17 protein-coding genes are annotated in these 26,390 nt (G+C 70.1%); 13 read left to right on the top strand and 4 right to left on the bottom strand.

The genetic code is table 11. From position 1 onward, the window contains the following. Positions 1 to 15: 15 nt before the first annotated feature. Positions 16 to 2,913 carry a glycoside hydrolase family 3 C-terminal domain-containing protein gene (locus AB0I77_RS41950; RefSeq protein ID WP_363288110.1) on the bottom strand — a complete coding sequence of 966 codons (2,898 nt, stop codon included), beginning with the start codon at positions 2,911 to 2,913 and terminating at the stop codon, positions 16 to 18. 342 nt (positions 2,914 to 3,255) lie between these two features. Between AB0I77_RS41950 and AB0I77_RS41945 the strand changes: the two genes are divergently transcribed. The 7 genes from AB0I77_RS41945 to AB0I77_RS41915 all read left to right on the top strand — a co-directional run bounded on the left by AB0I77_RS41945 (position 3,256) and on the right by AB0I77_RS41915 (position 14,386). Then, complete coding sequence (locus AB0I77_RS41945; protein ID WP_363288109.1) at positions 3,256 to 4,938, top strand: extracellular solute-binding protein; 1,683 nt, start codon at positions 3,256 to 3,258, stop codon at positions 4,936 to 4,938. Between the two features lie 26 nt (positions 4,939 to 4,964). Further along, a complete protein-coding gene (locus AB0I77_RS41940) occupies positions 4,965 to 5,999 on the top strand; it encodes an ABC transporter permease subunit (protein ID WP_363288108.1) in 1,035 nt (344 codons plus the stop codon). After that, a complete protein-coding gene (locus AB0I77_RS41935) occupies positions 5,996 to 6,958 on the top strand; it encodes a carbohydrate ABC transporter permease (protein WP_363288107.1) in 963 nt (320 codons plus the stop codon). The genes AB0I77_RS41940 and AB0I77_RS41935 overlap by 4 nt, the downstream gene beginning before the upstream one ends. 150 nt (positions 6,959 to 7,108) lie before the next feature. After that, a complete protein-coding gene (locus tag AB0I77_RS41930) occupies positions 7,109 to 9,331 on the top strand; it encodes a 1,4-beta-glucanase (protein ID WP_363288106.1) in 2,223 nt (740 codons plus the stop codon). Continuing rightward, entirely contained in the window at positions 9,331 to 11,298 is a 1,968-nt protein-coding gene (locus AB0I77_RS41925; protein WP_363288105.1) for a beta-galactosidase, read from the top strand. Before AB0I77_RS41930 ends, AB0I77_RS41925 begins: the two co-directional genes overlap by 1 nt. After that, positions 11,295 to 13,628, top strand: coding sequence for a glycoside hydrolase N-terminal domain-containing protein (locus AB0I77_RS41920; RefSeq protein ID WP_363288104.1), 2,334 nt, complete (start codon positions 11,295 to 11,297; stop codon positions 13,626 to 13,628). Before AB0I77_RS41925 ends, AB0I77_RS41920 begins: the two co-directional genes overlap by 4 nt. Before the next feature lie 47 nt (positions 13,629 to 13,675). Beyond that, entirely contained in the window at positions 13,676 to 14,386 is a 711-nt protein-coding gene (locus AB0I77_RS41915; RefSeq protein ID WP_363288103.1) for a hypothetical protein, read from the top strand. Between the two features lie 31 nt (positions 14,387 to 14,417). On the opposite strand, the gene AB0I77_RS41910 is transcribed toward AB0I77_RS41915, so the two are convergent. The 3 genes from AB0I77_RS41910 to AB0I77_RS41900 all read right to left on the bottom strand — a co-directional run bounded on the left by AB0I77_RS41910 (position 14,418) and on the right by AB0I77_RS41900 (position 18,852). Continuing rightward, positions 14,418 to 15,605, bottom strand: a complete 1,188-nt coding sequence (locus AB0I77_RS41910; protein WP_363288102.1) for a sulfotransferase — start codon at positions 15,603 to 15,605, stop codon at positions 14,418 to 14,420. Positions 15,606 to 15,718: 113 nt separating this feature from the next. Further along, positions 15,719 to 17,761, bottom strand: a complete 2,043-nt coding sequence (locus AB0I77_RS41905) for a glycoside hydrolase family 31 protein (protein ID WP_363288101.1) — start codon at positions 17,759 to 17,761, stop codon at positions 15,719 to 15,721. A gap of 71 nt (positions 17,762 to 17,832) precedes the next feature. Next, positions 17,833 to 18,852 (bottom strand): LacI family DNA-binding transcriptional regulator, encoded by a 1,020-nt coding sequence (locus AB0I77_RS41900; RefSeq protein ID WP_363288100.1) that lies wholly within the window; start codon positions 18,850 to 18,852, stop codon positions 17,833 to 17,835. A gap of 102 nt (positions 18,853 to 18,954) precedes the next feature. Between AB0I77_RS41900 and AB0I77_RS41895 the strand changes: the two genes are divergently transcribed. From AB0I77_RS41895 to AB0I77_RS41870, 6 genes are all read left to right on the top strand, one after another. After that, on the top strand, positions 18,955 to 19,197 hold the full coding sequence (locus AB0I77_RS41895) for a hypothetical protein (RefSeq protein ID WP_363288099.1): 243 nt from the start codon (positions 18,955 to 18,957) through the stop codon (positions 19,195 to 19,197). A gap of 112 nt (positions 19,198 to 19,309) precedes the next feature. Further along, a complete protein-coding gene (locus AB0I77_RS41890; RefSeq protein ID WP_363288098.1) occupies positions 19,310 to 21,241 on the top strand; it encodes an acyl-CoA dehydrogenase family protein in 1,932 nt (643 codons plus the stop codon). Positions 21,242 to 21,359: 118 nt separating this feature from the next. Continuing rightward, positions 21,360 to 22,616 carry a 1-deoxy-D-xylulose-5-phosphate reductoisomerase gene (gene dxr / locus AB0I77_RS41885; RefSeq protein WP_363288097.1) on the top strand — a complete coding sequence of 419 codons (1,257 nt, stop codon included), beginning with the start codon at positions 21,360 to 21,362 and terminating at the stop codon, positions 22,614 to 22,616. A gap of 8 nt (positions 22,617 to 22,624) precedes the next feature. Beyond that, a complete protein-coding gene (locus AB0I77_RS41880; protein ID WP_363288139.1) occupies positions 22,625 to 23,917 on the top strand; it encodes a site-2 protease family protein in 1,293 nt (430 codons plus the stop codon). 181 nt (positions 23,918 to 24,098) lie between these two features. Further along, a complete protein-coding gene (ispG, locus tag AB0I77_RS41875; protein WP_363288096.1) occupies positions 24,099 to 25,256 on the top strand; it encodes a flavodoxin-dependent (E)-4-hydroxy-3-methylbut-2-enyl-diphosphate synthase in 1,158 nt (385 codons plus the stop codon). Between the two features lie 220 nt (positions 25,257 to 25,476). Further along, positions 25,477 to 26,325, top strand: a complete 849-nt coding sequence (locus AB0I77_RS41870) for a GNAT family N-acetyltransferase (protein WP_363288095.1) — start codon at positions 25,477 to 25,479, stop codon at positions 26,323 to 26,325. Positions 26,326 to 26,390: the final 65 nt, after the last annotated feature.

The following is a 26,390-nucleotide window of genomic DNA, read 5'->3' as shown; positions in this document are numbered from 1 at the left end:
GTCTTCTCCAGCCCCTCAACCGGAGAAGCCGACGTGCGCGAGCCGCAGCGGGCCGCGCAGTCTGAGGTGTACGTCGTGCAAGCCGCGCACGCCGGAGGTGGCCAGCGCGGCGGTGAGCGTGCCGTAGTCGTACGGGTCCGTGGTGGGCGTGGCCGGTGTCAGTACGGCGAGCGCCGGGCCCCCGTCCAGCGACACCTCGAGCGTGCCCTCGCCCGCCACCGTCGCGATCACCCTCGTGACGCCGGCGCCGAAGTCGCAGTTCCGGTAGAGCAGTTCACCGCCCGTCCGGCCCGGCGTCGCCGTCACCGCGTCGCCCGAGGCCTTCGTCCGGTCGACGATGTCGATGCCGCTCTGCTCGTCGAAGTCGGCCGCGTCCAGGCCGCGTTCGAGGAGCGGGCGCGGGGCGGCGGGCTCGCCGTCCAGCAGGACCGTCGTACGCCGGCGGACGTCCTCGCTGGAGGCTGAGGCCAGCAACTCGTACGGGCCCGGCTCCAGCCGCCAGCGGCCCTGCGCCACGTCCCAGAACTCGAAGGCGCGCAACGGGACTTCGAAGGCCAGCTCGGCCCGTGCCCCCGGCGCGAGCGTGACCCGCCGGTGCGCCACCAGTTCGCGGCGCGGGCGCGGGACCGTCGGGTCCACGGCGCGGGTGTAGAGCTGGGCGACCTCGTCGGCCGTCCTGTCACCGGTGTTCGTGACCGTGAACGAGACGTGCACCGCCCCGTCGTCGACCCGCGCCGCCACATCGCCGTACGAGAAGGACGCGTACGACAGCCCGTGGCCGAATGGGAACAGCGGCGTGCCCTCGAAGTAGAGGTACGTCTGGCGGGTGCCGATCACGTCGTAGTCGAGGAGGTCGGGCAGGTCGGTGTCGTCGGCGTACCAGGTCTGCGGGAGCCGGCCCGCGGGGGAGACGTCGCCGGCCAGGACCCGGGCCAGCGCGGTGCCGGCCGCCTGGCCGGCGTGTGCTGTCCACAGCGCCGCCGGGAGGGCGGCGACGTCGACCGCGTAGGGGTAAGCCGACACCAGCGCCAGCACCGTGTTCGCGTTCGCCGAGTGGGCGGCGCGCAGCAGCCGCTCCTGCTGGGCGGGCAGGCGCAGCGTCGTACGGTCCTCGGTCTCGCGGCCGTTGATGTGCGGGTCGTTGCCCGCGACCACCAGGACCACGTCGGCCTGTGCGGCGACCCGGGCCACCGCGTCCTCACCGCGCTCGGCGATGATCAGCTCGAAGACTTCGGGACCGCTCTCGTTCCGGTCGTCGTTCCGGTCGTCGTTCCCGTCGTCGTTCTCGTCGGCAACTCTGACGCCGTCGGCGGCGACAGAGACGTGGCGACCGGTGCCGACATGCCTGAGGAGGTATCCGTTCTCGTGCGGTTCCAGGCGGAATGTCTCCTGGACGACCCAGCCTCCGGGCTGGTCGGCGGAGGCGCGGACGTAGCCGTCCTCGGCGACCGAGAGATAGCGGCCGTCGGGGGCGCGGAGGGTCAGGACGCCCTCGCCCCAGTCGACGAGTGCGAACTCGGTGCCGGTCGAGTCGGTGGTGAGCGGGGGGAGGTCCGTGCGGCCCGCGAGCAACGCCGGGTCGAGGGCGCCCTCGGCGCCGCGCACGTCGTCGTTGCCGGAGTCGTCCACCACCGGCACTTGCAGGAACGTGCCTTCACGCGTCTTGAGCCGGACCCGGTCCACACCCTCCGCGAACTCCACGCGCTCCGCGCCGAACCGCTCGTACAGGCCCTCCAGCGGGGTGGAGCGGTGGATGAGGGTGCCGCTGTACCAGTCGAGCTTGCACTCGTCGGCGAGCAGGCCGACGACGGCGATGCGGGTGTCGTGGGCCAGCGGCAGCACGCCGTCGTTCTTGAGCAGGACGATCGCCTGCTCTGCGGCCTCCTGGGCGAGCGCGCGGTGCGCCGGGGTGTCGAAGTCCGAGGTGTCCGCGTAGGGGTCGTAGCGCGGGTCGAACTCGCCGAGCCGGAAGCGGACCGAGAGCTGGCGGCGGACGGCGGTGTCGATGTCGGCCTCGGTCAACAGACCCTGTTCCAGTGCGCCTTGGACCCGTGCGACGATCTCCGAACTGTCCGTGCCGTGGTCGGTGAAGCTGTCGACACCGGCCAGGAGCGAGGCCGCGGTGGCCTCCTCGTGGGTGTCGAAGTAGTGCTCGGAGTCGACCAGGTTGGAGGGCGCGCCCGCGTCCGAGCAGACCAGCAGGTCCTCGTCGGTCCAGGTGCGCAAGTGCTCGCGCAGGTAGGGCGAGACGTGGTTCGGGCGGCCGTTGACCAGGTTGTACGCCGGCATCACACCGGCCGTCGCGCCCGCCTCGACCGTCTCGCGGAAGGCGCGCAGGTCGTACTCGTGCAGCACGCGCGGGCGGACCGAACTCGACGCGGTGGAGCGGTCCGTCTCGTTGTTGTGGGCCAGCCAGTGCTTGAGGACGGGAGCGGTGCGCCAGTACGTCGGGTGGTCGCCGCGCAGGCCATGGGTGTAGGCGGTGGCGATGGCCGAGGTGAGCTTCGGGTCCTCCGAGTAGCCCTCCTCGTTACGGCCCCACAGGGGGTGGCGGAGGAGGTTGACGGTCGGCGACCAGACGTTCAGCCCGACCCGGTCGTCACGGGCGCGCATCGCCCGCGTCTCCTTGGACACCGCCTCGCCGACGCGTCGTACGAGATCGGTGTTCCAGGTCGCGCCGAGGCCCACCGCCTGCGGGAACACCGTCGCCGGGCCCATCCACGCCACTCCGTGCAGCGCCTCCTGGCCGGTGCGGAAGGCGGCGATGCCGAGGCGCTCGACGGCCGGGGCGAACTGGTGCAGGAACCCGGCCTTCTCGTCGAGGGTCAGCCGCGACAGCAGGTCGTCGATGCGCTTCGCGAACGGCAGGCGCGGATCGCGGAAAGGCGTCGTAGGCGGCGTATGTGCGGTCACGTGGGGATCCCCTTGCGATGGAGCGGCGAAGCGCTTTCGAAGCGCTTCGATGCTCATTCGACTCGGGGGTGGGTGTCAAGACACCACTGGGCAACAAGTCGGACTCCCGACCGACATTTCAAGTCGCGTAAGCGCTCGGTTGTTTCCTCCATACCTCGGAGGAATCTTGGGAGCGACTCTTGTGCACCCCTGGGTGTTCACTTAACCTCGCAGCAACATCGAAGCGCTTCGACTATTTCGACCAGTCGCTACGACCGCTTCAGCTCAGCCAGTTCCACTCAAGACACCGCAGCCGACGGCTCCACCGCCGGGTGTCCTGGTGCGCCATGAAGGGTTGACGCAATGACGCCGAACGCCGCCGCCTCCTCCGCCCCGAGTCGGAGAAGCTTCCTCGCCTCCACCGCGGTCGCCACCGCAGCGGTGGCCGGAGGGATGCCCTTGCTCGCCGCCTGCGGCGGGGGCCAGAGCGGAAGCAAGGACGGCACCACCTCCGGGAAGGCGGCCGAGAAGCTCCTCCCGACCTTCGTGGCGTCGAACGTCGTCGTGCCGGACATCCCCTCGAAGAACGGCTCGTCGGCCGGCTTCACCAAGCCGATCGACCTGGACGCGCTGAAGACCTCGGTACCGAAGAAACTGGGCGGCGGCAGCCAGCTGAAGATCATGGCGCCGATGTGGGGCAGCCCGCCCTCCAACGGCAACCCGTACTACACGGCCGTGAACAAGGCCGTCGGCGTCAAGGTCACCTGGCAGAACCAGGACGGCAACACCTATGACGAGAAGCTGGGCGCCGTCCTCGCCTCCAGCGACATCCCGGACGTGGTGGTCGTCCCGGGCTGGAACCTGAACGGCAAGATACCCAGCGCCATCAACGCCAAGTTCGCCGACCTCGGCCCCTACCTGTCCGGCGACAAGGTCAAGGAGTACCCGAACCTCGCGGCGGTTCCGACCGACGCCTGGCAGCGCTCCATCTTCGGCGGCCAGTTGCGCGCCATCCCGATGCCCGCCTCGTACGTCCCCAACATCCTGCCCTTCTACCGCAAGGACATCTTCGAGGCGAAGGGCTACGAACTCCCGGGGACCCCCGACGAGTTCCTGGCCTGGGCGAAGGAGGCCACCGACGCCAAGGCGAAGGTCTGGGCCTGCGACGACCTGAAGTGGACCGCCTTCAACATCTACGGCGTCTTCAACGGCAGCGACAAGGCGCTGTGGTGGAACCTCAGGGACGGCAAGCTCGTCAACCGCATCGAGACCGACGAGTACCTCGAAGCCCTGGAGTGGATGCGCAAGCTCTACGCGGCCGACGCGGTCCACCCCGACGCCAAGGCCGCCAAGGGCGACGCGTCCAACCGCTTCACCGCCGGCCAGTCCCTCGTCTTCAACGGCGACATCTCCTACTGGTACAGCTCGACGGCCGAACAGCGCATCCAGAAGACCGACTTCGAGATGGGCGCGTTCGACATCTTCGGCCCCGACGGCGGCGACCCCACCATCTGGGCGACCCAGCCCGCGGGCATCTTCACCTTCGTCAACAAGAAGGCGTCCGAGCAGCAGATCAAGGACTTCCTGGCGCTCGCCAACTTCTGCGCCGCGCCGTACGGCACCAAGGAGTACATGCTCACCGTCTACGGCGTCGAGGGCACCGACTACACGCTGAAGGACGGCATGCCCACGAAGACCACCAAGGGCAACAACGAGGTCTTCGGCGCCTACGACTACACCGGCGACCCGGCCTCCTACCTCGCCCACCCCGACCTCCCCGAGATCGCGAAGCTCCAGGTCGAGTGGCAGCAGCGCATGGGCGCCTTCACCAAGAAGTCCTCCTTCTACGGCCTGACCATCACCGAGCCGAATCGCTTCACCAATCTCGCCAACGACTTCGAGCAGCTGGAGGACGACGTCGTCCGCGGCCGCAAGAAGATCAGCGACGTCCAGCAGGCCGTGTCCGACTGGAAGTCCAAGGGCGGCGACGGGCTGCGCGACTGGTACCAGAAGCTGCTCGACGACAACGGCTCCACGGCCAACTGACCCAGGGCTGAGGCAAGGAGAAAGCCGTGTCCCACAGCACGGTGCCTCGGCCCAGGGCCGAGGCGAAGACCGACGAGAAGACCCCGGCGGCGTCCGGTGGCGCCGCCGGACCCAAGAGGGAGCGGCCCTCGGGAAAGCTGAGCCTGCGGCTCAGGTTCAGACGCGACCGCACGCTGATCCTGATGACCCTGCCGGCCATTCTGCTGCTCCTCGTCTTCAACTACATACCGATCTTCGGCAACGTGGTCGCCTTCCAGGACTACGACCCGTATCTCAGCGACAACGGCTTCGTCGCCATGTTCGAGAGCCCCTGGATCGGTTTGGAGAACTTCGAGCGGATCTTCCAGGACTCCGGCTTCTGGCACGCACTGCAGAACACCTTCGTGCTGTTCTCCCTCCAGCTCGTGCTGTTCTTCCCCATCCCGATCCTGCTCGCTCTGGTCATCAACAGCGTGATCAGGCCCCGGGTCCGCGCGGTCGCCCAGGCGATCATGTACCTGCCCCACTTCTTCTCGTGGGTGCTGGTCGTCACCGTCTTCCAGCAGATCTTCGGCGGCGCCGGCATCATCGCGCAGACCCTGCGCCAGCACGGCCACAACGGCTTCGACCTGATGACCGACCCGGGAATCTTCAAGTTCCTGGTGACCGCCGAGGGCGTCTGGAAGGACGCCGGCTGGGGCATCATCGTCTTCCTCGCCGCGCTCTCCGCCGTCTCCAACGACCTGTACGAGGCCGCCGCGATGGACGGCGCCGGACGCTGGCGCCGCATGTGGCACATCACGCTGCCCGCGCTGCGCCCGGTGATCGCCCTGCTGCTGGTGCTGCGCGTCGGTGACGCCCTCACGGTCGGCTTCGAGCAGCTCCTGCTCCAACGCGACTCCGTGGGTCCAGGCGCCTCCGAGGTCCTCGACACCTACGTGTGGTGGAACGGCATCCGCAACCAGGACTTCAGCTACGCCGCGGCCGCCGGCCTGATCAAGGGTGTGGTCGGTCTGGCCCTGGTGCTGACCGCGAACAAGGTCGCCCATCTCATGGGTGAGCAGGGGGTGTACAAGAAGTGAGCGCCGTCATCGACAAGACCGACAAGACCGCGGCGCCCGGCCGGGCCGCGTCCAAGCCGAGCCCGTGGGCGGCCCCGGAGCGGCCGGCCTGGGAGGAAGAGCCCTCGAAGGCGGGCCTCGCCGGCAAGGGGATCGTCCTCACCCTGGCCTGCTTCGCGATCCTCTTCCCGCTGTGGATCGTCATCGTCACCAGCCTCTCGTCGAAGAAGACCATCGACGCGACCGGCGGTCTGGTGGTGGTCCCCAAGGGCATCACCTTCATCGCCTACCAGGAACTCCTCAGCGGCGGGCAGGTCCAGCGCGCTGCCCTGGTCAGCGTGGGCGTGACCCTGGTCGGCACGCTGTTCAGCATGGCGGTGTCCGTCCTGTGCGCCTACGGCCTCTCGCGCGTCGGCTCTCTCGGTCACCGCTGGTTCCTGATGCTGATCCTCGCCACCATGTTCTTCGGCGCCGGCCTCATTCCGACCTACCTGCTGGTGCAGGGCCTCGGGCTGACCGACACCTACCTCGCGCTGATCCTGCCCAGTGCCGTGAGCGTCTTCAACATCCTGGTCCTGCGCGCGTTCTTCATGGGCATCTCGCCGGAACTCATCGACAGCGCCCGCATCGACGGGGCCGGGGACTGGCGGATTCTCTGGAAGATCGTGATGCCGTTGTCGCGGGCCGTGCTCGCGGTGATCGCGCTCTTCTACGCGGTCGGGTACTGGAGCGCCTGGTTCAACGCGTCGATCTATCTGAGCGACCAGGACATGATGCCGTTGCAGAACGTCATGATCCAGCTCGTCCAGAAGCAGGAACGGCCGATCGGACTGGCCACCCAGATCAACACGGGGCAGCTCGCGCCGCTGGCCGTGCAGATGGCTGTGATGGTTCTGGCGCTGGTGCCGGTTGCGGTGCTGTCGCCGTTTGTGCAGCGGCACTTCAAGAAGGGCATGTTGACGGGCGCGGTCAAGGGTTGACCAGCGCGTTCCCAACGGGGGCTCCTGTTGTCCGGCGGCTGCGGGTTGTATGTGGCTGGTCGCGCCCACGCGGCGGAGCCGCATATTGATACAGCCCCGCGCCCCTGAGGTACTTCCCCAAACCCTTTCTCGTATAGCGAGGTATGTGTCATGTACGCGTCCCGTCTGAGTCGTCGTGCCGTTCTCGCCGGGACCGCGGCCGCCGCTGCGCTGACCGCCGTTCCCGTAGTACACGGACGTGCGTACGGTGCCGAAGTTCCGGCCGCTACCCCCACCTACCGCTGGCGCACCGCAGCCATCGGCGGCACCGGATTCGTCACCTGTGTCCTCTTTCACCCCTCGGTCCGCGGCCTCGCCTACGCCCGTACCGACATCGGCGGCGCCTACCGCTGGGACGATCGCGCCGCCCGCTGGACTCCGCTGACCGACCACCTCGGCTGGGACGACTGGAACCTCCTCGGCGTGGAGGCGATCGCTGTCGACCCCGCCCACCCCAACCGTCTCTACCTCGCCCTCGGCACCTACGCCCAGTCCTGGGCCGGCAACGGTGCGGTGCTGCGTTCCGACGACCGTGGTGCCACCTGGGCCCGCACCGACCTCACCGTGAAGCTGGGCGCCAACGAGGACGGCCGGGGTGCGGGGGAGCGGCTCCTGGTGGATCCGCGTGACAGCGACACCCTGTGGCTGGGGACCCGGCACGACGGGCTCCTCAAGTCCACCGACCGGGGCGCCACTTGGGCAGCCGCGAGCGGCTTCCCGGGTACCCCGAGCGCCACCGGGCAGGGCGTCACCCTTCTCGTCGCCGCCGGGCGCACCCTCTACGCAGGCTGGGGCGACTCCGACGGGACGTCCGCCGGAGCCAACCTGTACCGCACCACCGACGGCACCACCTGGGAGGCCGTCCCCGGCCGGCCCACCGGCACCGCCGCCAAGGTCCCGATCCGCGCCGCGTACGACAGACACACCCGCGAGCTGTACCTGTCGTACGCCAACGCTCCCGGCCCCAACGGCCAGTCCGACGGCAGTGTGCACAAGCTGCGCACCACGGACGGGAAGTGGACCGAGGTCACGCCGGTGAAGCCGGGCGGGACCACGAGCGACGGCTCCGCCGACAGCTTCGGCTACGGCGGGGTCGCCGTCGACGCCCGCCGCCCCGGCACCGTCGTCGTCTCCACCAACAACCGCTGGGCGGCGATCGACACCCTGTACCGCACCACCGACGGCGGCCTTACCTGGACGTCCCTCAAGGACGCTGCCGTATTCGACGTATCCGAGACTCCCTTCCTCAACTGGGGTGCTGACAAGCCGAAGTTCGGCTGGTGGATCCAGGCGGTCGGCGTCGACCCGTACGACTCGAAGCACGTCGTCTACGGCACCGGCGCCACCCTCTACGGCACCCGGGACCTGAAGAACTGGGCCCCGCAGATCCGCGGTCTGGAGGAGACGGCCGTGCGCCAGCTGATCTCGCCCCCGGTCGGGGAGGCGCACCTGATCAGCGGACTCGGGGACATCGGCGTGATGTACCACGAGCGGCTCACGGCGTCTCCGTCGCGCGGCATGGCGACGAACCCCGTGTTCGGGTCGGCGACGGGACTCGCGCAGGCCGCGGCCAGGCCGGCGTACGTCGTCCGCGCGGGCTGGGGCGACCACGGCAACGGGGCCTACTCGAACGACGGTGGACAGACCTGGGCGCCCTTCGAGGCCCAGCCCACCATCGCCAAGGACGCACCGGGGCCGATCGCCGCCAACGCCGACGGCAGCGTGCTGCTGTGGTCCTTCGTGCACTGGGACGGCACGAAGTACCCAGCCCACCGCTCGGCGGACAACGGCACCACCTGGACCGAGATCTCCTCCTTCCCGAAGGGCGCCACGCCGGTCGCCGACCCGGCCGACCCGACGCTCTTCTACGCGTACGACACCGACACAGGAACGCTACTCGCCAGCACTGACAGTGGCCGGACCTTCACCGCGCGTGCGACCGGGCTGCCGTCCGGCGACAGCCAGTTCAAGCTGGTCGCCGCCCCCGGAAGGTCCGGTGACCTGTGGCTTTCCACCAAGACCAACGGCCTCTACCGGTCCACCGACGGCGGGGCCACCTTCGCCAAGGTCGACAGCTGCTGGGCCTCGCACACCCTCGGCTTCGGCAAGGCGGCCGAGGGAGCCCGGTACCCCGCCATCTATCAGGTCGGCGCCACCGAGAGCATCACCGCCGTCTACCGCTCCGACGACGAGGCCAAGACCTGGGTGCGGATCAACGACGACCAGCATCAATGGGGGTGGACCGGTGAGGTGATCACCGGCGACCCGCGGATCCACGGCCGCGTGTACCTCGCCACCAACGGGCGGGGCATCCAGTACGGGGAGCCCGTCTGATGCCCGACCTGAGCACGGCGGTGAACGGCCGGATCCTCTACGGCGGCGACTACAACCCCGAGCAGTGGCCCGAGGAGACCTGGCACGAGGACGTCCGCCTGATGAAGGCGGCCGGCGTCAACTCCGTCACCCTCGGTGTCTTCTCCTGGGCGAAGCTCGAACCCCGCCCAGGAGCGAGGGAGTTCGGCTGGCTGGACCGGCTGATGGACCTGATGCACGACAACGGCATCGGGGTCGTCCTCGCCACCCCGACCGCCTCGCCCCCGCCCTGGCTGGGCCACCTCCACCCCGACACGCTGCCCGTCGACCAGGAGGGCCGTACCGAGTGGTGGGGCGGCCGGCAGCACTTCTCGCACTCCAGCGCCACCTACCGCCGTTACGCCGCCGCCATCACCGAGGACCTCGCCGCCCGCTACGGCACCCACCCGGCCCTCACCCTGTGGCACATCAACAACGAGTACTGCACCTACGACTGGAGCGACGAGGCCGCCGCCCGCTTTCGCACCTGGCTGCGGAGCAAGTACGGCACGCTCGCGGAGCTCAACGAGGCCTGGGGCACCGCCTTCTGGAGCCAGGGCTACGGCGACTGGGCCGAGATCCACACGCCCCGCCACGCCCACTACCTGAAGAACCCCACCCAGGTGCTGGACTTCAAGCGGTTCACCTCCGACATGCTCCTGGAGTGCTACGTCGCCGAGCGTGACATCGTCCGCCGGGCGACCCCGCACCTTCCGGTCACCACCAACTTCATGCCGCTGTGGGTCGGCCAGGACGCGTGGCGCTGGGCCGAGGAGGAGGACGTCGTCTCGGTCGACATGTACCCCGACCCGCGCGACCCCCTCGGTGCCCAGAACGGCGCCCTCGTCCAGGACATGACCCGCTCCCAGGCCCGCGGCCCCTGGATGCTGATGGAACAGGCGGCAGGACCGGTCAACTGGCGGGGCGTCAACCACCCCAAGCCGCACGGCCTCAACCGCCTCTGGTCCCTCCAGGCCGTGGCCCGGGGCGCGGACGCCGTCTGCTACTTCCAGTGGCGCCAGTCCCGGCAGGGCGCGGAGAAGTTCCACTCCGGGATGGTCAGTCACGCGGGGGAGGAGGGCCGTACGTATCAGGAGGTCAAGCAGCTCGGCGCCGAACTGGCCAGGATCGCCCCGGAAGTGACGGGCACTCACACCCCCAACGACATCGCCGTCCTGCACGACTGGCACGCCTGGTGGGCCGGCGCCCAGGACGGCCGCCTGTCCACGCAGGTCGACTACCCCGAACTCCTGAGAGCCTGGCACCGCGCCCTCTGGGAAGCCCACCTCACCACGGACTTCGCCCACCCCGAGCACGACCTCACGGCGTACAAACTGGTCGTCGTCCCCCAGCTCTACGCCCTCTCCGACGCGGCGATCGACAACCTCCTCTCCTACGTCCGCGGTGGCGGCACCCTCGTCAGCGGCTTCCTCACCGGCGTCGCCGACGAGGACGACCGGGTACGGCCCGGCGGCATGGACGCCCGCCTGCGCGCGCTGTTCGGCATCCGCACGCTGCACGAGTGGTGGCCGCTGGACGCGGGGGAGCACGTCGAGTGCGACGGCTTCCGCGGCACCCTGTGGTCGGAGGAGATCGAGAAGGCCGAGGACGCCGAAGCGGAGGTCGCGTACAAGGGCGGTGAGCTCGACGGTCTGCCCGCCGTACTCCGCAAGGGACGTGCCTGGTACGTCTCGACGCTCCCCGAGCCGGAGGCGATGCGCGACCTGCTCGGCCGTATCGCCGCCGACGCGGGCACCCGCCCCGTGCTCGACGCGCTCCCCGCCGGAGTGGAGGCGATCCGCCGCGGTGACCTGCTCTTCCTCCTCAACCACGGGCGCGAGTCCGTGACGCTCGCGGTGCCGGGCGCCCATCGCGACCTGCTGACGAGCGCGACCGTCCAGGACGAGCTCACCCTCGGCCGCTACGGAGTGGCGGTGCTGAAGCCATGAGCGCCGGTCCCGTCCACGGCACCTGGGAGCCGCGGCCGGCCGCCCGCTGGGAGGACGCCTTCCTGAGCGGCAACGGCCACCACGGCGCCCTCGTGTTCGGCGATCCGAACGACGAGCGGGTCATCGTCACCCATCACACGCTGGTCCGTCCGGGCGGCGGCGAACACGCCCGCCCGCCCGCGCTGGCCACCGAACTCCCCGCCCTCCAGGACCGGTTGCTGGCCGGCGAGGCGACCGCCGCCGAGACCTTCACCGACGGCCGTCCTCTCCAGTGGGTCCAGCCCTTCCATCCGGCCTTCCAGATACGGCTGCGCGGGACGACGCCGGATGAGCGGCGCGGGTACCGCCGCTCCGTCGACTTCTCGACCGGTGTCGCGACGGCGGAGTGCCTGGGCCGGCGCAGCAGCGTCTTCGTCTCACGCGCCGACGACGTGATCGTCCAGGAGGTCACGGCCCCCGACCTGGACATCTCCCTCGACCACCGGCTCCCGGGCGTCCCCCACGACCTGGCCGTCGGCCACGGCGCCGTCCTCACCCCCGAGGGCGCCCTGCTCACCCTGCGCGTCCGCTACCCCGGCACCGACCGCGCGTACACCGGAGTGACACTCGTCGTGGTCACGGGCGGCCGTACGGCACTCACGCCCCCCGGCCTGCGCGTCACCGGCGCGAGATCCGTGCTGCTGCTCACCCGCGTCCTGCGACACACGGGCGTGCCGGACGCGGTTGGCTCGGACGCGGATCGCCCGGACGCCGTCGGTCCGCACGTGGACAGCCCGGACACCACCGAGCCTGCCACCGCCGAGCCGGACGCCCTGGCTCACGCCCGCGCCCTCGGCGACCTGATCCCAGACGCCGGAGAACTTCCGAACACCCCAGACGACGAGCACGCCCAACACCAGACCCCGTACACCCGCCTCCTGGCCCGCCACACCCCCCTCCACCGCACGGCCTACGAGCGCGTGACCCTCGACCTGGACGCGGACACCGCCGAACGCGCCCTCCCAGGCTCGGAGTTGCTGGAGCACCCCGACAGCCCCGCACTCCTCGAACGCCTCTTCGCCGCAGGCCGCTACCACCTCCTGTCCGCCAGCGGGATGCTCCCACCCCGCCTGACCGGCCTGTGGACCGGCGACTGGAACACCGCCTGGGCGGGGGCCTTCACCAACGATGCCAACCTCAACCTCCAGACAGCGTCAGCGGCAGCCGCCGCACTCCCCGAAGTGACCGAGGCCCACGCCTCCCTGATTCACCGTCAACTCTCAGACTGGGCAGACAACGCCCGCACGATCTTCGGCGCTCGCGGCGTCGTCGCGCCCGCGCACACCGACGGCGAGTCCGGGCTGACGTACCACTTCAGCCGCGAATACCCCCTCCACCTGTGGACGGCAGGCGCCGACTGGCTGCTCAAACCGCTCGTCGACCACGACGAGACCCGCGGCGAGCGCGATCCCCGCACCGCCCACGCCCTCGCCCAGGTCGCCCTCTTCTACGAGGACTTCCTCACCCGCACCGACGAGGACGGCAACCTCGTCATCGTCCCCTCCTACTCGCCCGAGAACCGCCCGGCGAACGCGAGCTGGGGCACCCTCAACGCCGCCATGGACCTCTCGGCGGCCCGGCACGCCCTGCTCACGGCCGCCGCGTACCACCCAGACACCCCCGAAGCCGACCGCTGGCGCGCGCTCGCCGACCGGCTGCCGCCCCACCGGATCAACGCCGACGGTGCCCTCGCCGAATGGGCCTGGCCCGGCCTCGACGACACCTACGACCACCGCCACCTCAGCCACCTCTACGCCGTCTGGCCGCTCGACGAGATCAACCCGTATGACACCCCGCACCTCGCGACCGCCGCCCACCGAGCCCTCGAACTGCGCGGCGCCGAGAACGACTCGGCCCACGGCCATCTGCACCACGCCCTCATCGCCGCCCGCCTGCGCGACGGCGACCGGGTCGAGCACGCGCTCGGCCAGGTCCTCAAGGGGGACTTCTTCCACGCCTCCCTGATGAGCGCGCACTACCCGCACCGCGACGTCTACAACGCGGACGCCGCGCACACCCTGCCCGCCGTGCTCGTCGAGACGCTCGTGCAGTCGACCCCGGACCGGCTGGTCCTGCTGCCCGCGCTCCCGGCGGCCTACCCCAAGGGCGAACTGCTCGGCATCCGCACGCGGTTCGGGGCCCGGATCGACCTCACCTGGAGCCCCCACGAAGCGACCGCGGTCGTACGCCCCACGCGTACGCACCGGGTCGAACTCCGGACTTCCTCCGGCGCACAGCCGCTCGACCTCGTCGCCGGAGAAGACCGCGTTCTCGACCTGAGGGCGTGGTAACCCCCCGCAAATCCCCCGTATTTCCCCCCACCCATGGAAGGGACACCATGGCAACACACACCCTGAGCAGGATCAGCAAGGTCCTGCTGGCCCCGGCCCTCGCGCTCGGCGCGACCGTCGGCCTCGCCTCCGCCCCCGCCTCGGCCGCCGTCTGGAACTCCTGCGAGCAGTGGGGCAACACCAGCCTGAACGGCTACACCCTCTACAACAACATCTGGGGCTCCGGCGCCGGCAGCCAGTGCATCTGGGCCAACTCCGGTACCAACTGGGGCGTCAACGCCAACCACCCCAACACCGGCGGCATCAAGTCCTACCCCAACTCCAAGAAGGTGATCAACAAGTCGATCACCTCGCTCGGTTCGCTCTCCAGCAGCTACAACGTCAGCGTCCCGTCGTCCGGCGCGTACAACACGTCGTACGACATCTGGGACACGGACTACGACTACGAGATCATGCTCTGGGTCAACAAGACCGGAGCCGTGGGCCCGATCGGCACCTCGCAGGGCAGCGTCACCGTCGGCGACCATTCCTGGAACGTCTACAAGGGCACCAACGGAGCCAACGAGGTCTTCTCGTTCATCCGCACCTCCAACTCCAGCTCCGGCACGGTGAACATCCTGCCGATCCTGAAGTGGATCAAGGACAAGAAGTGGATGGGCGACGAGACCATCGGTGACGTCCAGTTCGGCTACGAGATCACCTCGTCGAACGGCGGTCTGGACTTCACCACCAACAACCTGACCGTCAGCAGCAGCTGACCAAGCGCAGGGCCGGGGTCGGCCGTGCCGTTCAGGCCCGGTCGACCTCGGCCCGCAGGGCGTTGTACTCCCCGAAGGCCGCGTCCACGTCGGCGCGGGTGAGGCCGTAGCGGGCCAGGTCGTAGCTGTGCGGCCGGCTGCCCTTGGGGCGGGCGGCCACCTCGGGCAGCCGGGCGGCGTCGGCCTCGGTCCAGCGGGCGCCGATCGCGTCGTAGAGCTTCGGGGCGCCGGCGGCCGGGTCGGAGCCGAGCCAGGAGTACGGGACGTCGACCAGTGACTCGCGCGGGACGGCCGCCCGGGCCGCGAGGCCGCGCCGCACCGAGCGGCTCAGCAGGTCGAGCCAGGTGGCACCCAGGGCGGGCAGGTCGATCGTGCGGCGGGAGATGGCCATACCGCACTCGACCAGACTGCAGAACGAGGCCACGGCGGTCGCCGGGTCGCGGTGGGTCCACACGAGGGTGGCGTCCGGGAACACGCTGAGCAGGGCGTCGAGGTTCCCGGTGTGCATGGGGGACTTCAGGATCCAGCGGCGGCGCGGGCGGCCGTACTGGAGCACCTGGAAGCACTCCTTGAGGTGCCGGTAGTCGGGGACGAAGTCCCGCTCGAACTGCCGGGCGTGGTACTCCGGCAGGTGGGCCTGGGACAGCGGCACCAGGGCGTGCGGCAGCAGGAAGGTGCACTCCTCGGGGCCCTCGGCGGTCATGGGGTGGATGTCGCGGAAGCGCGGGGTGAGCAGGTAGGTGCCGTCCAGGGTCCGGCGCGCGGACGTGATCGCCTTCTGCCGCTCCCGGGGCGAAGGGGCGAGGCCGGGGGCGAGCAGCTCCCACAGCCGGGGGCAGCGGTGCTCGTCGGAGAGGGACAGCACGCTGTGGGTGAGCGTGGTGGCGGTGCGCGGCAGACCCACAACGAACACCGGCTTCTCGATGCGCTCCCGCGCGATCGCGGGGTGCTCGGCGAGCAGCCGCCGGATCCGGGCCCGGTTGGTGAGATGCCTGCGGACGTGGGACCGCGCCGACTGCCAGCCGACCGGTGACAGGCCCTCGTCGGCCGCCCACTCACGCAACAGGAGCCTGAAGCCGTCGGTGAACCACTCGTCGCCGTCCGTCTGGCCGGCCTTGCCGGCGATCCGGTCGAAGACCCGGTCCGGGTCGCGCCGGGAACCGAACGCGGGCCGCAGTAACTGATTGGCCAGCGTCAGAGGGAGGGAAGCGGAAGACACGAGGCGGGGTTCCTTTGTCCGGGAGGTGGGGCGGAGGGTTCACCCATCAGTGTGCGGAACACGAAAGTTGGCGAAACCACCGCCCCACCCGGGAGCCGCCCGCCCGGGAGCCGCTATTCCGCCACCGGCAGCCGCGCCCCGTCCCGCAGGAACAGCGGGATGCGGTCCAGGGGGGCGTCGACCGTCACGGCCGCACCGCCCTCGTACGTCTCACCGGTCCACGCGTCCGTCCAGGCCGCGCCCGCCGGAAGATACGTGGTGCGAGCCGTGGCGCCCGCCGTCAGCACCGGGGCCACCAGCAGGTCCCGGCCGAAGAGGTAGGCGTCGTCGACCGACCAGGTCGCCTGGTCCTCGGGGAACTCCAGGAACAGCGGGCGCATGACCGGCAGGCCCTCCTCGTGGGCCTCGCGCATCACCCGCAGGACGTACGGCTTCAGGCGCTCGCGCAGCCGCAGGTACCGCTCCATGATGGCGCCGGCCTCCTCGCCGTACGCCCACACCTCGTTGGGGCCGCCGGTCATCTCGGGGCCCAGCGGCATGCCCGGGTCGCGGAAGCCGTGCAGGCGCATCAGCGGGGACAGCGCGCCGAACTGGAACCAGCGGACCATCACCTCGCGGTACGCCGGGTCGTCCGGGTCGCCGCCGTGGAAGCCGCCGATGTCGGTGTTCCACCAGGGGATGCCGGACAGGGCGGTGTTGAGGCCGGCCGCGATCTGGCGGCGCAGGGTCGGGAAGTCGGTGCCGATGTCGCCGGACCACAGGGCGGCGCCGTAGCGCTGACTGCCCGCCCACGCCGAGCGGTTGAGGGTGATCACCTCGTCCTCGCCGGAGGCCAGCAGGCCTTCGTAGAAGGTGCGGGCGTTCTCGGCCGGGTACATGTTGCCGACCTCCAGGCCCGGGCCCGCCCAGTAGCGCAGGTTCTCCGCGAAGCCCGGCTTCAGCTCCGGCTCGCAGGCGTCCAGCCAGAACGCCTTGATGCCGTACGGGGCGAGGTAGTTGTCGCGGACGCGGGACCACACGAACTCGCGGGCTTCGGGGTTGGTGGCGTCGTAGAAGGCGACCTGGACGGTGGAGGCGACCTCCTTGTCGGGCCAGTCGGCGTGCGCCATCGGGCCGTACTGGGTGCCGATGAAGTAGCCGCGCTGCTCCATCAGTTGGTGGTTCTCGCTCAGCGGGGACACCGACGGCCAGACGGACACGACCAGCTTGACGCCGAGCTCCTCCAGCTCGCGCACCATGCCCGCCGGGTCAGGCCACTCGGTCAGGTCGAACTTCCAGTCGCCCAGGTGGGTCCAGTGGAAGAAGTCGCAGACGATCACGTCGAGGGGCAGGCCTCGGCGCTTGTACTCCCTTGCCACGGCGAGGAGTTCGTCCTGCGTGCGGTAGCGCAGCTTGCACTGCCAGAAGCCCGCCGCCCACTGAGGAAGCATCGGCGTACGGCCCGTCACCGCGCTGTAGCGGCGCTGTGCGTCGGCCGGGGCGCCCGCGGTGATCCAGTAGTCGATCTGGCGGGCCGAGTCCGCCACCCAGCGGGTGCCGTTGCCGGCCAGCTCGACGCGGCCGATCGCCGGGTTGTTCCACAGCACGGTGTAGCCGCGGCTGGAGGTGAGCACCGGGATGCCGACCTCGGCGTTGCGCTGGACCAGGTCCAGGACCAGGCCCTTCTGGTCCAGCCGGCCGTGCTGGTGCTGGCCGAGGCCGTACAGCTTCTCGTCCTCGTAGGCGGCGAAGCGCTGCTCCAGGCGGTGGTGGCCATTGCCGACGGCGGTGTACAGGCGCGAGCCGGGCCACCAGAAGTGGGCGCGCTCCTCGGCGAGCAGCTCGTCGCCGTCCGCTGTCCGCAGGAAGCGGATCAGCCCCTCGGCACTGACCTCGACGCTCAGCGAGCCGACGGTCAGGGATCCCTGGCCGCCCTCGATCTTGACGGCGGACTCGGTGGCCGGCGGCTCGTCCACAAGCGCGCCCGGCAGCCCCTCGAGGACCGGTCCGCCGAGCCGGGCCCGGACCCGGACCGCGTCGGGGCCCCACGGCTCGATCCGTACGGTCTCCTGGCGGCCGCTCCACTCCAGCGCGCCGTCCCGCTCGCGGAAGGTGCCGACGGTGGGTGACGACTGCGCGAGGCTGACCTGGTGCTGCTGTTCGGCGGGCAGATTCACGTGGCGTGCTCCTTGAAGGAGTGCGGGCATGGCGGTACCCCGGCGGGGCGAGGCAGGGGCGGATTCCGGCGTCAGGATCCGGACCGGGCCGGGGCCGGCCCCGTGCTCGTCCGAACCGTCAACTCGGGGGCGATCAGCACGACTTCGTCGGCTGCGTGGCCGTCGAGCTTGGCGACCAGACGCTCCACGGCGTGGCGGCCCATGTCCTGGGCGGGGATGGCGACGGACGTCAGCCGCAACGAGGCCTGGACGGCGACCTGGTCGGGGCAGATCGCGACCACCGACATGTCCTCGGGCACGGCCTGGCCCTGCTGGCGCAGCAGGGCGAGCAGCGGCTCGACCGCCGACTCGTTCTGCACGACGAACCCGGTGGTGCCCGGGCGCTCGTCGAGGACGCGGGCGAGGGTCACGGCCATCGCGTCGTACCCGCCCTCGCACGGCCGGTGCAGCAGCCGCACGCCCAACTCCTGGGCGCGCGAGCGCAGTCCGTCGAGGGTGCGCTCGGCGAAGCCGGTGTGCCGCTCGTACACCGCGGGGGCCTCGCCGATGACAGCGATGTCACGGTGGCCGAGCATCGCGAGGTGCTCGACACACAGCGCGCCCGTCGCCCTGAAGTCGAGGTCGACGCAGGTCAGACCACTGGTGTCGGCGGGCATTCCGATCAGGACGGACGGCTGGTCGGTCCCGCGCAGCAACGGCAGCCGCTCGTCGTCGAGTTCGACGTCCATCAGGATCATCGCGTCGGCGAGCCCGCTGCCGGTGACGCGGCGCACGGCGTCGGGGCCCTCCTCGCCGGTGAGCAGCAGCACGTCGTACCCGTGTGTACGCGCCGTGGTGGCGACCGCTATGGCGATCTCCATCATCACCGGCACGTACATGTCGGTGCGCAGTGGAACCATCAGCGCGATGATGTTCGACTTGTTGCTGGCCAGGGCGCGCGCGCCCGCGTTCGGGTGGTAGCCGAGCTGGCGGATGCTCTGCTCGACCCGCTGCCGGGTGGCCCCGGAGATGGACCGCTTGCCGCTGAGGACATAGCTCACCGTGCTCGCCGAGACTCCGGCGTGCTGGGCGACCTCGGCGAGGGTGACCATCCAGCTCTCCAAGTTTGTGAAGCGCTTCGACAGTGCGCAGTGGGAATAAGGGCGGGTGAGGGTGGTTCGACAGTAGCTCCACCCGGAGTGGGTGTCCATAGGATGTCGAAGCGCTTCGACACGACTTCGCCGCGACCTTGCTCGTACCGGATCCTCCCCACGGCAACCTTTCACGGACCGGCGGACACTGAGGCCACGCTGAACCTGGACGGCTTCACCCAGGCACTCGTCCGGCGCAAGCTGCTCGGCGACGACACATACGTCTCCGGCATCGAGTCCGGCACCGAGGTTTTCAAGGGAACGGGCCGTCTGGACACCAAGGCGTACTCCGTCGACATCGGCTGAACGACCGCGCCAGGGGTGGTGGCATCGCCCCGGATCGGGTACATACGATCGGGTAGAACCCGTCGGTAACCATACGGTCCCAAGATCCCGATTCGCGGCGAGGTGAGCCTCAATGTCCGCAGCACCCACCCAACCCACCGTCACCGAGCGTGAGGCACGCAAGGTGGCGGAGGCCGCCCGGGAACAGGACTGGCGCAAGCCCAGCTTCGCCAAGGAACTGTTCCTCGGCCGCTTCCGGCTCGACCTCATCCACCCCCACCCGATGCCGCCCGACGAGGACGCCCAGCGCGGCGAGGAGTTCCTCGCCAAGCTGCGCGACTTCTGCGAGACGAAGATCGACTCGGCGCGGATCGAGCGGGACGCGCAGATCCCCGACGAGACGATCAACGGGCTCAAGGAGCTCGGCGCCCTCGGCATGAAGATCGACACCAAGTACGGCGGCCTGGGCCTGACGCAGGTGTACTACAACAAGGCCCTCGCCCTGGTCGGCTCCGCGAGCCCGGCGATCGGCGCCCTGCTGTCCGCCCACCAGTCGATCGGCGTACCGCAGCCGCTGAAGATGTTCGGCACCCAGGAGCAGAAGGAGAAGTTCCTGCCGCGCTGCGCCCGCACGGACATCTCGGCGTTCCTGCTCACCGAGCCGGACGTCGGCTCGGACCCCGCCCGCCTGGCCACGTCCGCCGTCCCGGACGGCGACGACTACGTCCTCGACGGCGTCAAGCTGTGGACCACCAACGGCGTCGTCGCCGACCTGCTCGTCGTCATGGCCCGCGTGCCCAAGTCCGAGGGCCACAAGGGCGGCATCACGGCCTTCGTCGTCGAGTCCGCCTCCGAGGGCGTCACGGTCGAGAACCGCAACGCCTTCATGGGCCTGCGCGGCCTGGAGAACGGCGTCACCCGCTTCCACCAGGTCCGCGTCCCCGCCGCCAACCGCATCGGCCCGGAGGGCGCGGGTCTGAAGATCGCGCTCACGACCCTGAACACCGGCCGCCTGTCCCTGCCCGCCATGTGCGTGGGCGCCGGCAAGTGGTGCCTGAAGATCGCCCGCGAGTGGTCGGCGGCGCGGGAGCAGTGGGGCAAGCCGGTGGCCTTCCACGAGGCGGTCGGCTCGAAGATCAGCTTCATCGCGGCGACGACCTTCGCCCTGGAGGCCGTACTGGACCTGTCGTCCCAGATGGCGGACGAGGACCGCAACGACATCCGCATCGAGGCCGCCCTCGCCAAGCTCTACGGCTCCGAGATGGCCTGGCTGATGGCCGACGAACTGGTCCAGATCAGGGGCGGCCGGGGCTTCGAGACCGCCGCGTCGCTGGCGGCCCGCGGCGAACGCGCGGTCCCCGCCGAGCAGATCCTGCGCGACCTGCGCATCAACCGCATCTTCGAGGGCTCCACCGAGATCATGCACCTGCTGATCGCCCGCGAGGCGGTCGACGCCCACCTGTCGGTCGCGGGCGACCTGATCGACCCGGACAAGTCCCTGTCGGACAAGGCGAGGGCGGGCGCCCAGGCCGGCGTCTTCTACGCCAAGTGGCTGCCGAAGCTGGTCGCGGGTCAGGGCCAACTCCCGAACTCCTACAGCGAGTTCAAACACGGGATCGATCTCTCCCCGCACCTGCGCTACGTCGAACGCGCCGCCCGCAAACTCGCCCGCTCCACCTTCTACGCCATGTCCCGCTGGCAGGGCCGGATGGAGACCAAGCAGGGCTTCCTGGCCCGGATCGTCGACATCGGCGCGGAACTGTTCGCGATGAGCGCGGCCTGCGTACGCGCCGAGCTCCTGCGCTCCACCGAGGACCACGGCCGCGAGGCCTACCAACTGGCCGACATCTTCTGCCGCCAGTCCCGCATCCGCGTCGAGGAGCTCTTCGGCCGCCTGTGGACCAACACCGACGACCTCGACCGCAAGGTCGTCAAGGGCGTGCTGTCGGGCACGTACGAGTGGCTGGAGCAGGGGATCGTCGACCCGTCGGGCGAGGGCCCGTGGATCGCGGACGCGACACCGGGCCCGAGCGAGAAGGAGAACGTACACCGCCCGATCCGGTGAGCGGCGCATGACAGAAGTCCCCCTCAGCTGACAGGGCGTCCCCCTCAGCTCCCCCCCGTGCGGGGGACGAGGGGGACGCGCTGTCCTCACACACCGTCCTTACGGCCACAATGGGGGAATGACCGACAGTCCAGCCCCACTCGCCGACCCCCACCTGGTCTACGACCCCGTGGCGGGCGACGGGCCGAAGGATGTGGTGATCCTCGGCTCCACCGGCTCGATCGGCACCCAGGCCATCGACCTCGTGCTGCGCAACCCCGACCGGTTCCGGGTCACCGGGCTCTCCGCCAACGGCGGCCGGGTCGCGCTCCTCGCCGAGCAGGCGCATCAGCTCCGGGTGCGGACCGTCGCGGTCGCCCGCGAGGACGTCGTACCGGCGCTGCGCGAGGCATTGAGCGACCGGTACGCGGCCGGGGAGCCGCTCCCCGAGATCCTCGCCGGACCGGACGCCGCCACGCAGGTCGCCGCCTCGGGCTGCCACACCGTCCTCAACGGCATCACCGGCTCCATCGGCCTCGCCCCGACCCTCGCCGCCCTGGAGGCGGGCCGCACCCTCGCGCTCGCCAACAAGGAGTCGCTCATCGTCGGCGGCCCGCTGGTCAAGGCCCTCGCCAAGCCCGGGCAGATCATCCCGGTCGACTCCGAGCACGCCGCCCTCTTCCAGTCGCTGGCGGCCGGCACCAGAGCGGACGTACGCAAGCTCGTCGTCACCGCGTCCGGCGGTCCCTTCCGGGGCCGTACGAAGGCCGAGCTGGCCCAGGTGACGGTCGAGGAGGCCCTCGCGCACCCCACCTGGGCCATGGGCCCGGTGATCACGATCAACTCCGCGACCCTTGTCAACAAGGGGCTGGAAGTCATCGAGGCACACCTGCTGTACGACATTCCCTTCGATCGGATTGAGGTGGTCGTGCACCCGCAGTCGTATGTCCACTCGATGGTTGAGTTCACGGACGGATCCACGATCGCCCAGGCGACGCCCCCCGACATGCGCGGGCCGATCGCCATCGGCCTCGGCTGGCCCGAACGCGTCCCCGAAGCGGCGCCCGCCTTCGACTGGAGCAAGGCGTCGACGTGGGAGTTCTTCCCGCTCGACAACGACGCGTTCCCCTCGGTCGGCCTCGCCCGGCACGTGGGGCAGCTCGCGGGCACGGCCCCCGCGGTGTTCAATGCCGCCAACGAGGAGTGCGTCGAGGCCTTCCGGACCGGCGCGCTGCCGTTCAACGGCATCATGGAAACGGTGACGCGGGTGGTGGACGAGCACGGCGCCCCGCGCACCGGAACCTCGCTCACCGTCGCGGACGTCCTCGAAGCGGAGACCTGGGCGCGGACCCGGGCCCGGCAACTGGCGGCACAGACGGCGGAGGCGCGTGCATGACGACCCTGATGTTCATCCTCGGCATAGTGCTTTTCGCGCTCGGCCTGCTGGTGTCGATCGCGTGGCACGAGCTGGGGCACCTGTCCTTCGCCAAGCTCTTCGGCATCCGCGTGCCGCAGTACATGGTCGGCTTCGGCCCGACGATCTTCTCGCGCAAGAAGGGTGAGACCGAGTACGGCATCAAGGCCATCCCCTTCGGCGGCTACATCCGCATGATCGGCATGTTCCCGCCGGGGCCCGACGGCCGCCTGGAGGTGCGTTCCACCTCGCCCTGGCGCAGCATGATCGAGGATGCCCGCTCGGCCGCGTTCGAGGAGCTCAGGCCCGGCGACGAGAACCGCCTCTTCTACACGCGCAAGCCGTGGAAGAGGGTCATCGTGATGTCCGCGGGCCCCCTCGCGAACCTGGTCCTGGCAGTGGCGCTGTTCCTCACCGTCCTGATGGGCTTCGGCATCTCCCAGCAGACCACCACCGTCAGCTCGGTCTCCAAGTGCGTCATCGCCCAGAGCCAGAACCGCGACGACTGCAAGAAGTCCGACCCGGCCTCCCCGGCCGCGGCGGCCGGCCTGAAGGCGGGCGACAAGATCGTCTCCTTCGGCGGCGTCAAGACGGACGACTGGAACAAGCTCTCCGACCTGATCCGCGCCAACCCCGGCAAGGAGGTGCCGATCGTCGTCGACCGGGGGGGCCAGGAACTGACCCTGGAGGCGAAGATCGCCTCCAACCAGGTCGCCAAGAAGGACTCCAGCGGCCAGTACGTCCAGGGCCAGTACGTCACCGCCGGCTTCCTCGGCTTCAGCGCCGCCACCGGCATCGTGAAACAGGACTTCGGCGACTCCGTGACCTGGATGGGCGACCGCATCGGCGACGCCGTCGACTCCCTCGCCGCCCTGCCCAGCAAGATCCCCGCCCTGTGGAACGCGGCCTTCGACGACGGCCCGCGCGCAGCGGACTCCCCGATGGGTGTCGTCGGCGCGGCCCGCGTCGGCGGCGAGATCTTCACCCTGGACATCCCGCCGACCCAGCAACTGGCCATGGCCCTGATGCTGGTCGCCGGCTTCAACCTCTCCCTGTTCCTGTTCAACGTGCTCCCGCTGCTGCCCCTGGACGGCGGCCACGTCGCGGGCGCCCTGTGGGAGTCCCTGCGCCGGAATCTGGCGAAGGTACTGAGGCGCCCCGACCCGGGCCCGTTCGACGTGGCGAAGCTGATGCCGGTCGCCTATGTGGTGGCGGGGATCTTCATCTGCTTCACGCTCCTCGTCCTGGTGGCGGACGTGGTCAACCCGGTGAGAATCTCCTAGCCATACGGCGTTCGAGGCGGCCTGGAAGGCTCTCTTCCGGGCCGCCTTCCGTTTCGCCTCCCATCGGGTGTCTTTACGGCTGTGATGTGCTCGCGCCTTCGCCCGTGCCGTAATCTCGAAGCCTGGAGCCCGCCGCTGACGGGACCTGGACCTTGATCCACGACTTGGGGTTGCACAACAGATGACTGCGATTTCTCTCGGCATGCCGTCCGTTCCGACCAGGCTCGCCGAGCGCCGCAAGAGCCGGCAGATCCAGGTCGGATCCGTGGCGGTCGGCGGCGACGCCCCGGTGTCCGTGCAGTCGATGACCACGACGCGTACGTCCGACATCGGGCCCACGCTGCAGCAGATCGCCGAGCTCACCGCCTCCGGCTGTCAGATCGTCCGCGTGGCCTGCCCGACCCAGGACGACGCCGACGCCCTCGCCACCATCGCGCGCAAGTCGCAGATCCCGGTCATCGCCGACATCCACTTCCAGCCGAAGTACGTCTTCGCCGCCATCGAGGCGGGCTGCGCCGCGGTCCGGGTGAACCCCGGCAACATCAAGCAGTTCGACGACAAGGTCAAGGAGATCGCCAAGGCGGCGAAGGACCACGGCACCCCGATCCGCATCGGCGTGAACGCGGGTTCGCTGGACCGGCGCCTCCTGCAGAAGTACGGCAAGGCGACTCCCGAGGCACTGGCCGAATCCGCCCTCTGGGAGGCGTCCCTCTTCGAGGAGCACGACTTCCGGGACATCAAGATCTCGGTCAAGCACAACGACCCGGTCGTGATGGTCGAGGCGTACCGCCAGCTCGCCGCCCAGTGCGACTACCCCCTCCACCTCGGCGTGACGGAGGCGGGCCCGGCCTTCCAGGGCACGATCAAGTCGGCGGTGGCTTTCGGAGCCCTCCTCTCCCAGGGCATCGGCGACACGATCCGCGTCTCCCTGTCGGCCCCGCCGGTCGAGGAGGTCAAGGTCGGCAACCAGATCCTGGAGTCCCTGAACCTCAAGCAGCGCGGCCTGGAGATCGTCTCCTGCCCCTCCTGCGGCCGCGCCCAGGTCGACGTCTACAAGCTGGCCGAAGAGGTCACCGCCGGCCTGACCGGCATGGAGGTCCCGCTGCGCGTCGCCGTCATGGGCTGCGTGGTGAACGGCCCGGGCGAGGCCCGCGAGGCCGACCTCGGCGTCGCCTCCGGCAACGGCAAGGGCCAGATCTTCGTGAAGGGCGAGGTCATCAAGACCGTCCCCGAGTCGAAGATCGTGGAGACCCTCATCGAGGAGGCCATGAAGCTGGCCGAGCAGATGGAGGCGGACGGCGTCGCTTCGGGCGAGCCGTCGGTCGCGGTGGCCGGCTGACCGTTCTTTCGAGCGCCGGTCAGGGTATTTCAGCCCGTCCGGCGTTTGAGGACGAGGCCCCTTAAGGGCCGACAGCGGGGGTCTGGGGGCGGCAGCCCCCAGGGACGGCACCACCAGCCGACGGTCACCTACAAACGGGCGGCACCACACACGGGGCGACGCTGCTCAGCTTCCGCAGGTACAGTGCGGAGATCAGCAGACCGAGTGTGAGGCCCCGCCCGTGTTGACCCAGACCACCTCCCGGGTCCTCGAACCGAGCGACCTGGACGCCGCGCTCGCCGTCCTCGACCGCGAGCCGGTCGCGAACGCCTTCGTGACATCCCGGGTGCAGGTCGCGGGCCTCGACCCGTGGCGGCTCGGCGGCGAGATGTGGGGCTGGTACGAGGACGGCATGCTGACGTCCCTGTGCTACGCGGGCGCCAACCTGGTCCCGATCTGCGCGACTCCGCGTGCCGTACGAGCCTTCGCCGACCGGGCCCGCAGGGCGGGGCGGCGCTGCTCCTCCATCGTGGGGCCCGCCGAATCGACCACCCAGCTCTGGCGGTTGCTCGAACCCAGCTGGGGCCCGGCCCGCGAGGTCCGCTCCCACCAGCCCCTCATGGTCACCGACCGCGTGCCCGCCGACATCGCCCCGGATCCCTACGTCCGCCGCATCCGCAAGGACGAGATGGAAACGATCATGCCGGCCTGCGTGGCGATGTTCACCGAGGAGGTCGGCGTATCGCCCATGGCAGGGGACGGCGGGCTGCTGTACCAGGCCCGGGTCGCCGAACTCGTTGGCGCGGGCCGCTCCTTCGCCCGCCTCGGCGCGGACGGCAAGGTCGTCTTCAAGGCCGAGATCGGCGCCGCGACGGACCGCGCGTGCCAGGTCCAGGGCGTGTGGGTGGCTCCCGAGTACCGGGGGAGGGGACTCGCCGCACCGGGCATGGCGGCGGTCCTGCGCTACGCCCTGGCGGACGTGGCGCCGCTGGTGAGCCTGTACGTGAACGACTTCAACACGTCGGCGAGAAGGACGTATCGGAGGGTGGGCTTCCAGGAGATCGGCGCCTTCATGAGCGTGCTGTTCTGAACCTGCCTGCATGTGGGCGCACCCGGCTACCGACGGCCCGCACCCGGCGTGACACCCGTACCCCC

It is taken from the genome of Streptomyces sp. NPDC050619, assembly GCF_040654815.1.
Taxonomy (GTDB): domain Bacteria; phylum Actinomycetota; class Actinomycetes; order Streptomycetales; family Streptomycetaceae; genus Streptomyces.
This window is presented reverse-complemented; position numbering and strand designations above follow the sequence as displayed.

Bases quoted from the DNA above. Each gene is read 5' to 3' on its own strand.
- AB0I77_RS41945 (WP_363288109.1), top strand. From the start codon at position 3,256: ATGACGCCGAACGCCGCCGCCTCCTCCGCCCCGAGTCGGAGAAGCTTC.
- AB0I77_RS41930 (WP_363288106.1), top strand. From the start codon at position 7,109: ATGTACGCGTCCCGTCTGAGTCGTCGTGCCGTTCTCGCCGGGACCGCG.
- AB0I77_RS41925 (WP_363288105.1), top strand. From the start codon at position 9,331: ATGCCCGACCTGAGCACGGCGGTGAACGGCCGGATCCTCTACGGCGGC.
- AB0I77_RS41920 (WP_363288104.1), top strand. From the start codon at position 11,295: ATGAGCGCCGGTCCCGTCCACGGCACCTGGGAGCCGCGGCCGGCCGCC.
- AB0I77_RS41915 (WP_363288103.1), top strand. From the start codon at position 13,676: ATGGCAACACACACCCTGAGCAGGATCAGCAAGGTCCTGCTGGCCCCG.
- AB0I77_RS41900 (WP_363288100.1), bottom strand. From the start codon at position 18,852: ATGGTCACCCTCGCCGAGGTCGCCCAGCACGCCGGAGTCTCGGCGAGC.
- AB0I77_RS41895 (WP_363288099.1), top strand. From the start codon at position 18,955: ATGTCGAAGCGCTTCGACACGACTTCGCCGCGACCTTGCTCGTACCGG.
- AB0I77_RS41890 (WP_363288098.1), top strand. From the start codon at position 19,310: ATGTCCGCAGCACCCACCCAACCCACCGTCACCGAGCGTGAGGCACGC.
- dxr (WP_363288097.1), top strand. From the start codon at position 21,360: ATGACCGACAGTCCAGCCCCACTCGCCGACCCCCACCTGGTCTACGAC.
- AB0I77_RS41880 (WP_363288139.1), top strand. From the start codon at position 22,625: ATGTTCATCCTCGGCATAGTGCTTTTCGCGCTCGGCCTGCTGGTGTCG.
- ispG (WP_363288096.1), top strand. From the start codon at position 24,099: ATGACTGCGATTTCTCTCGGCATGCCGTCCGTTCCGACCAGGCTCGCC.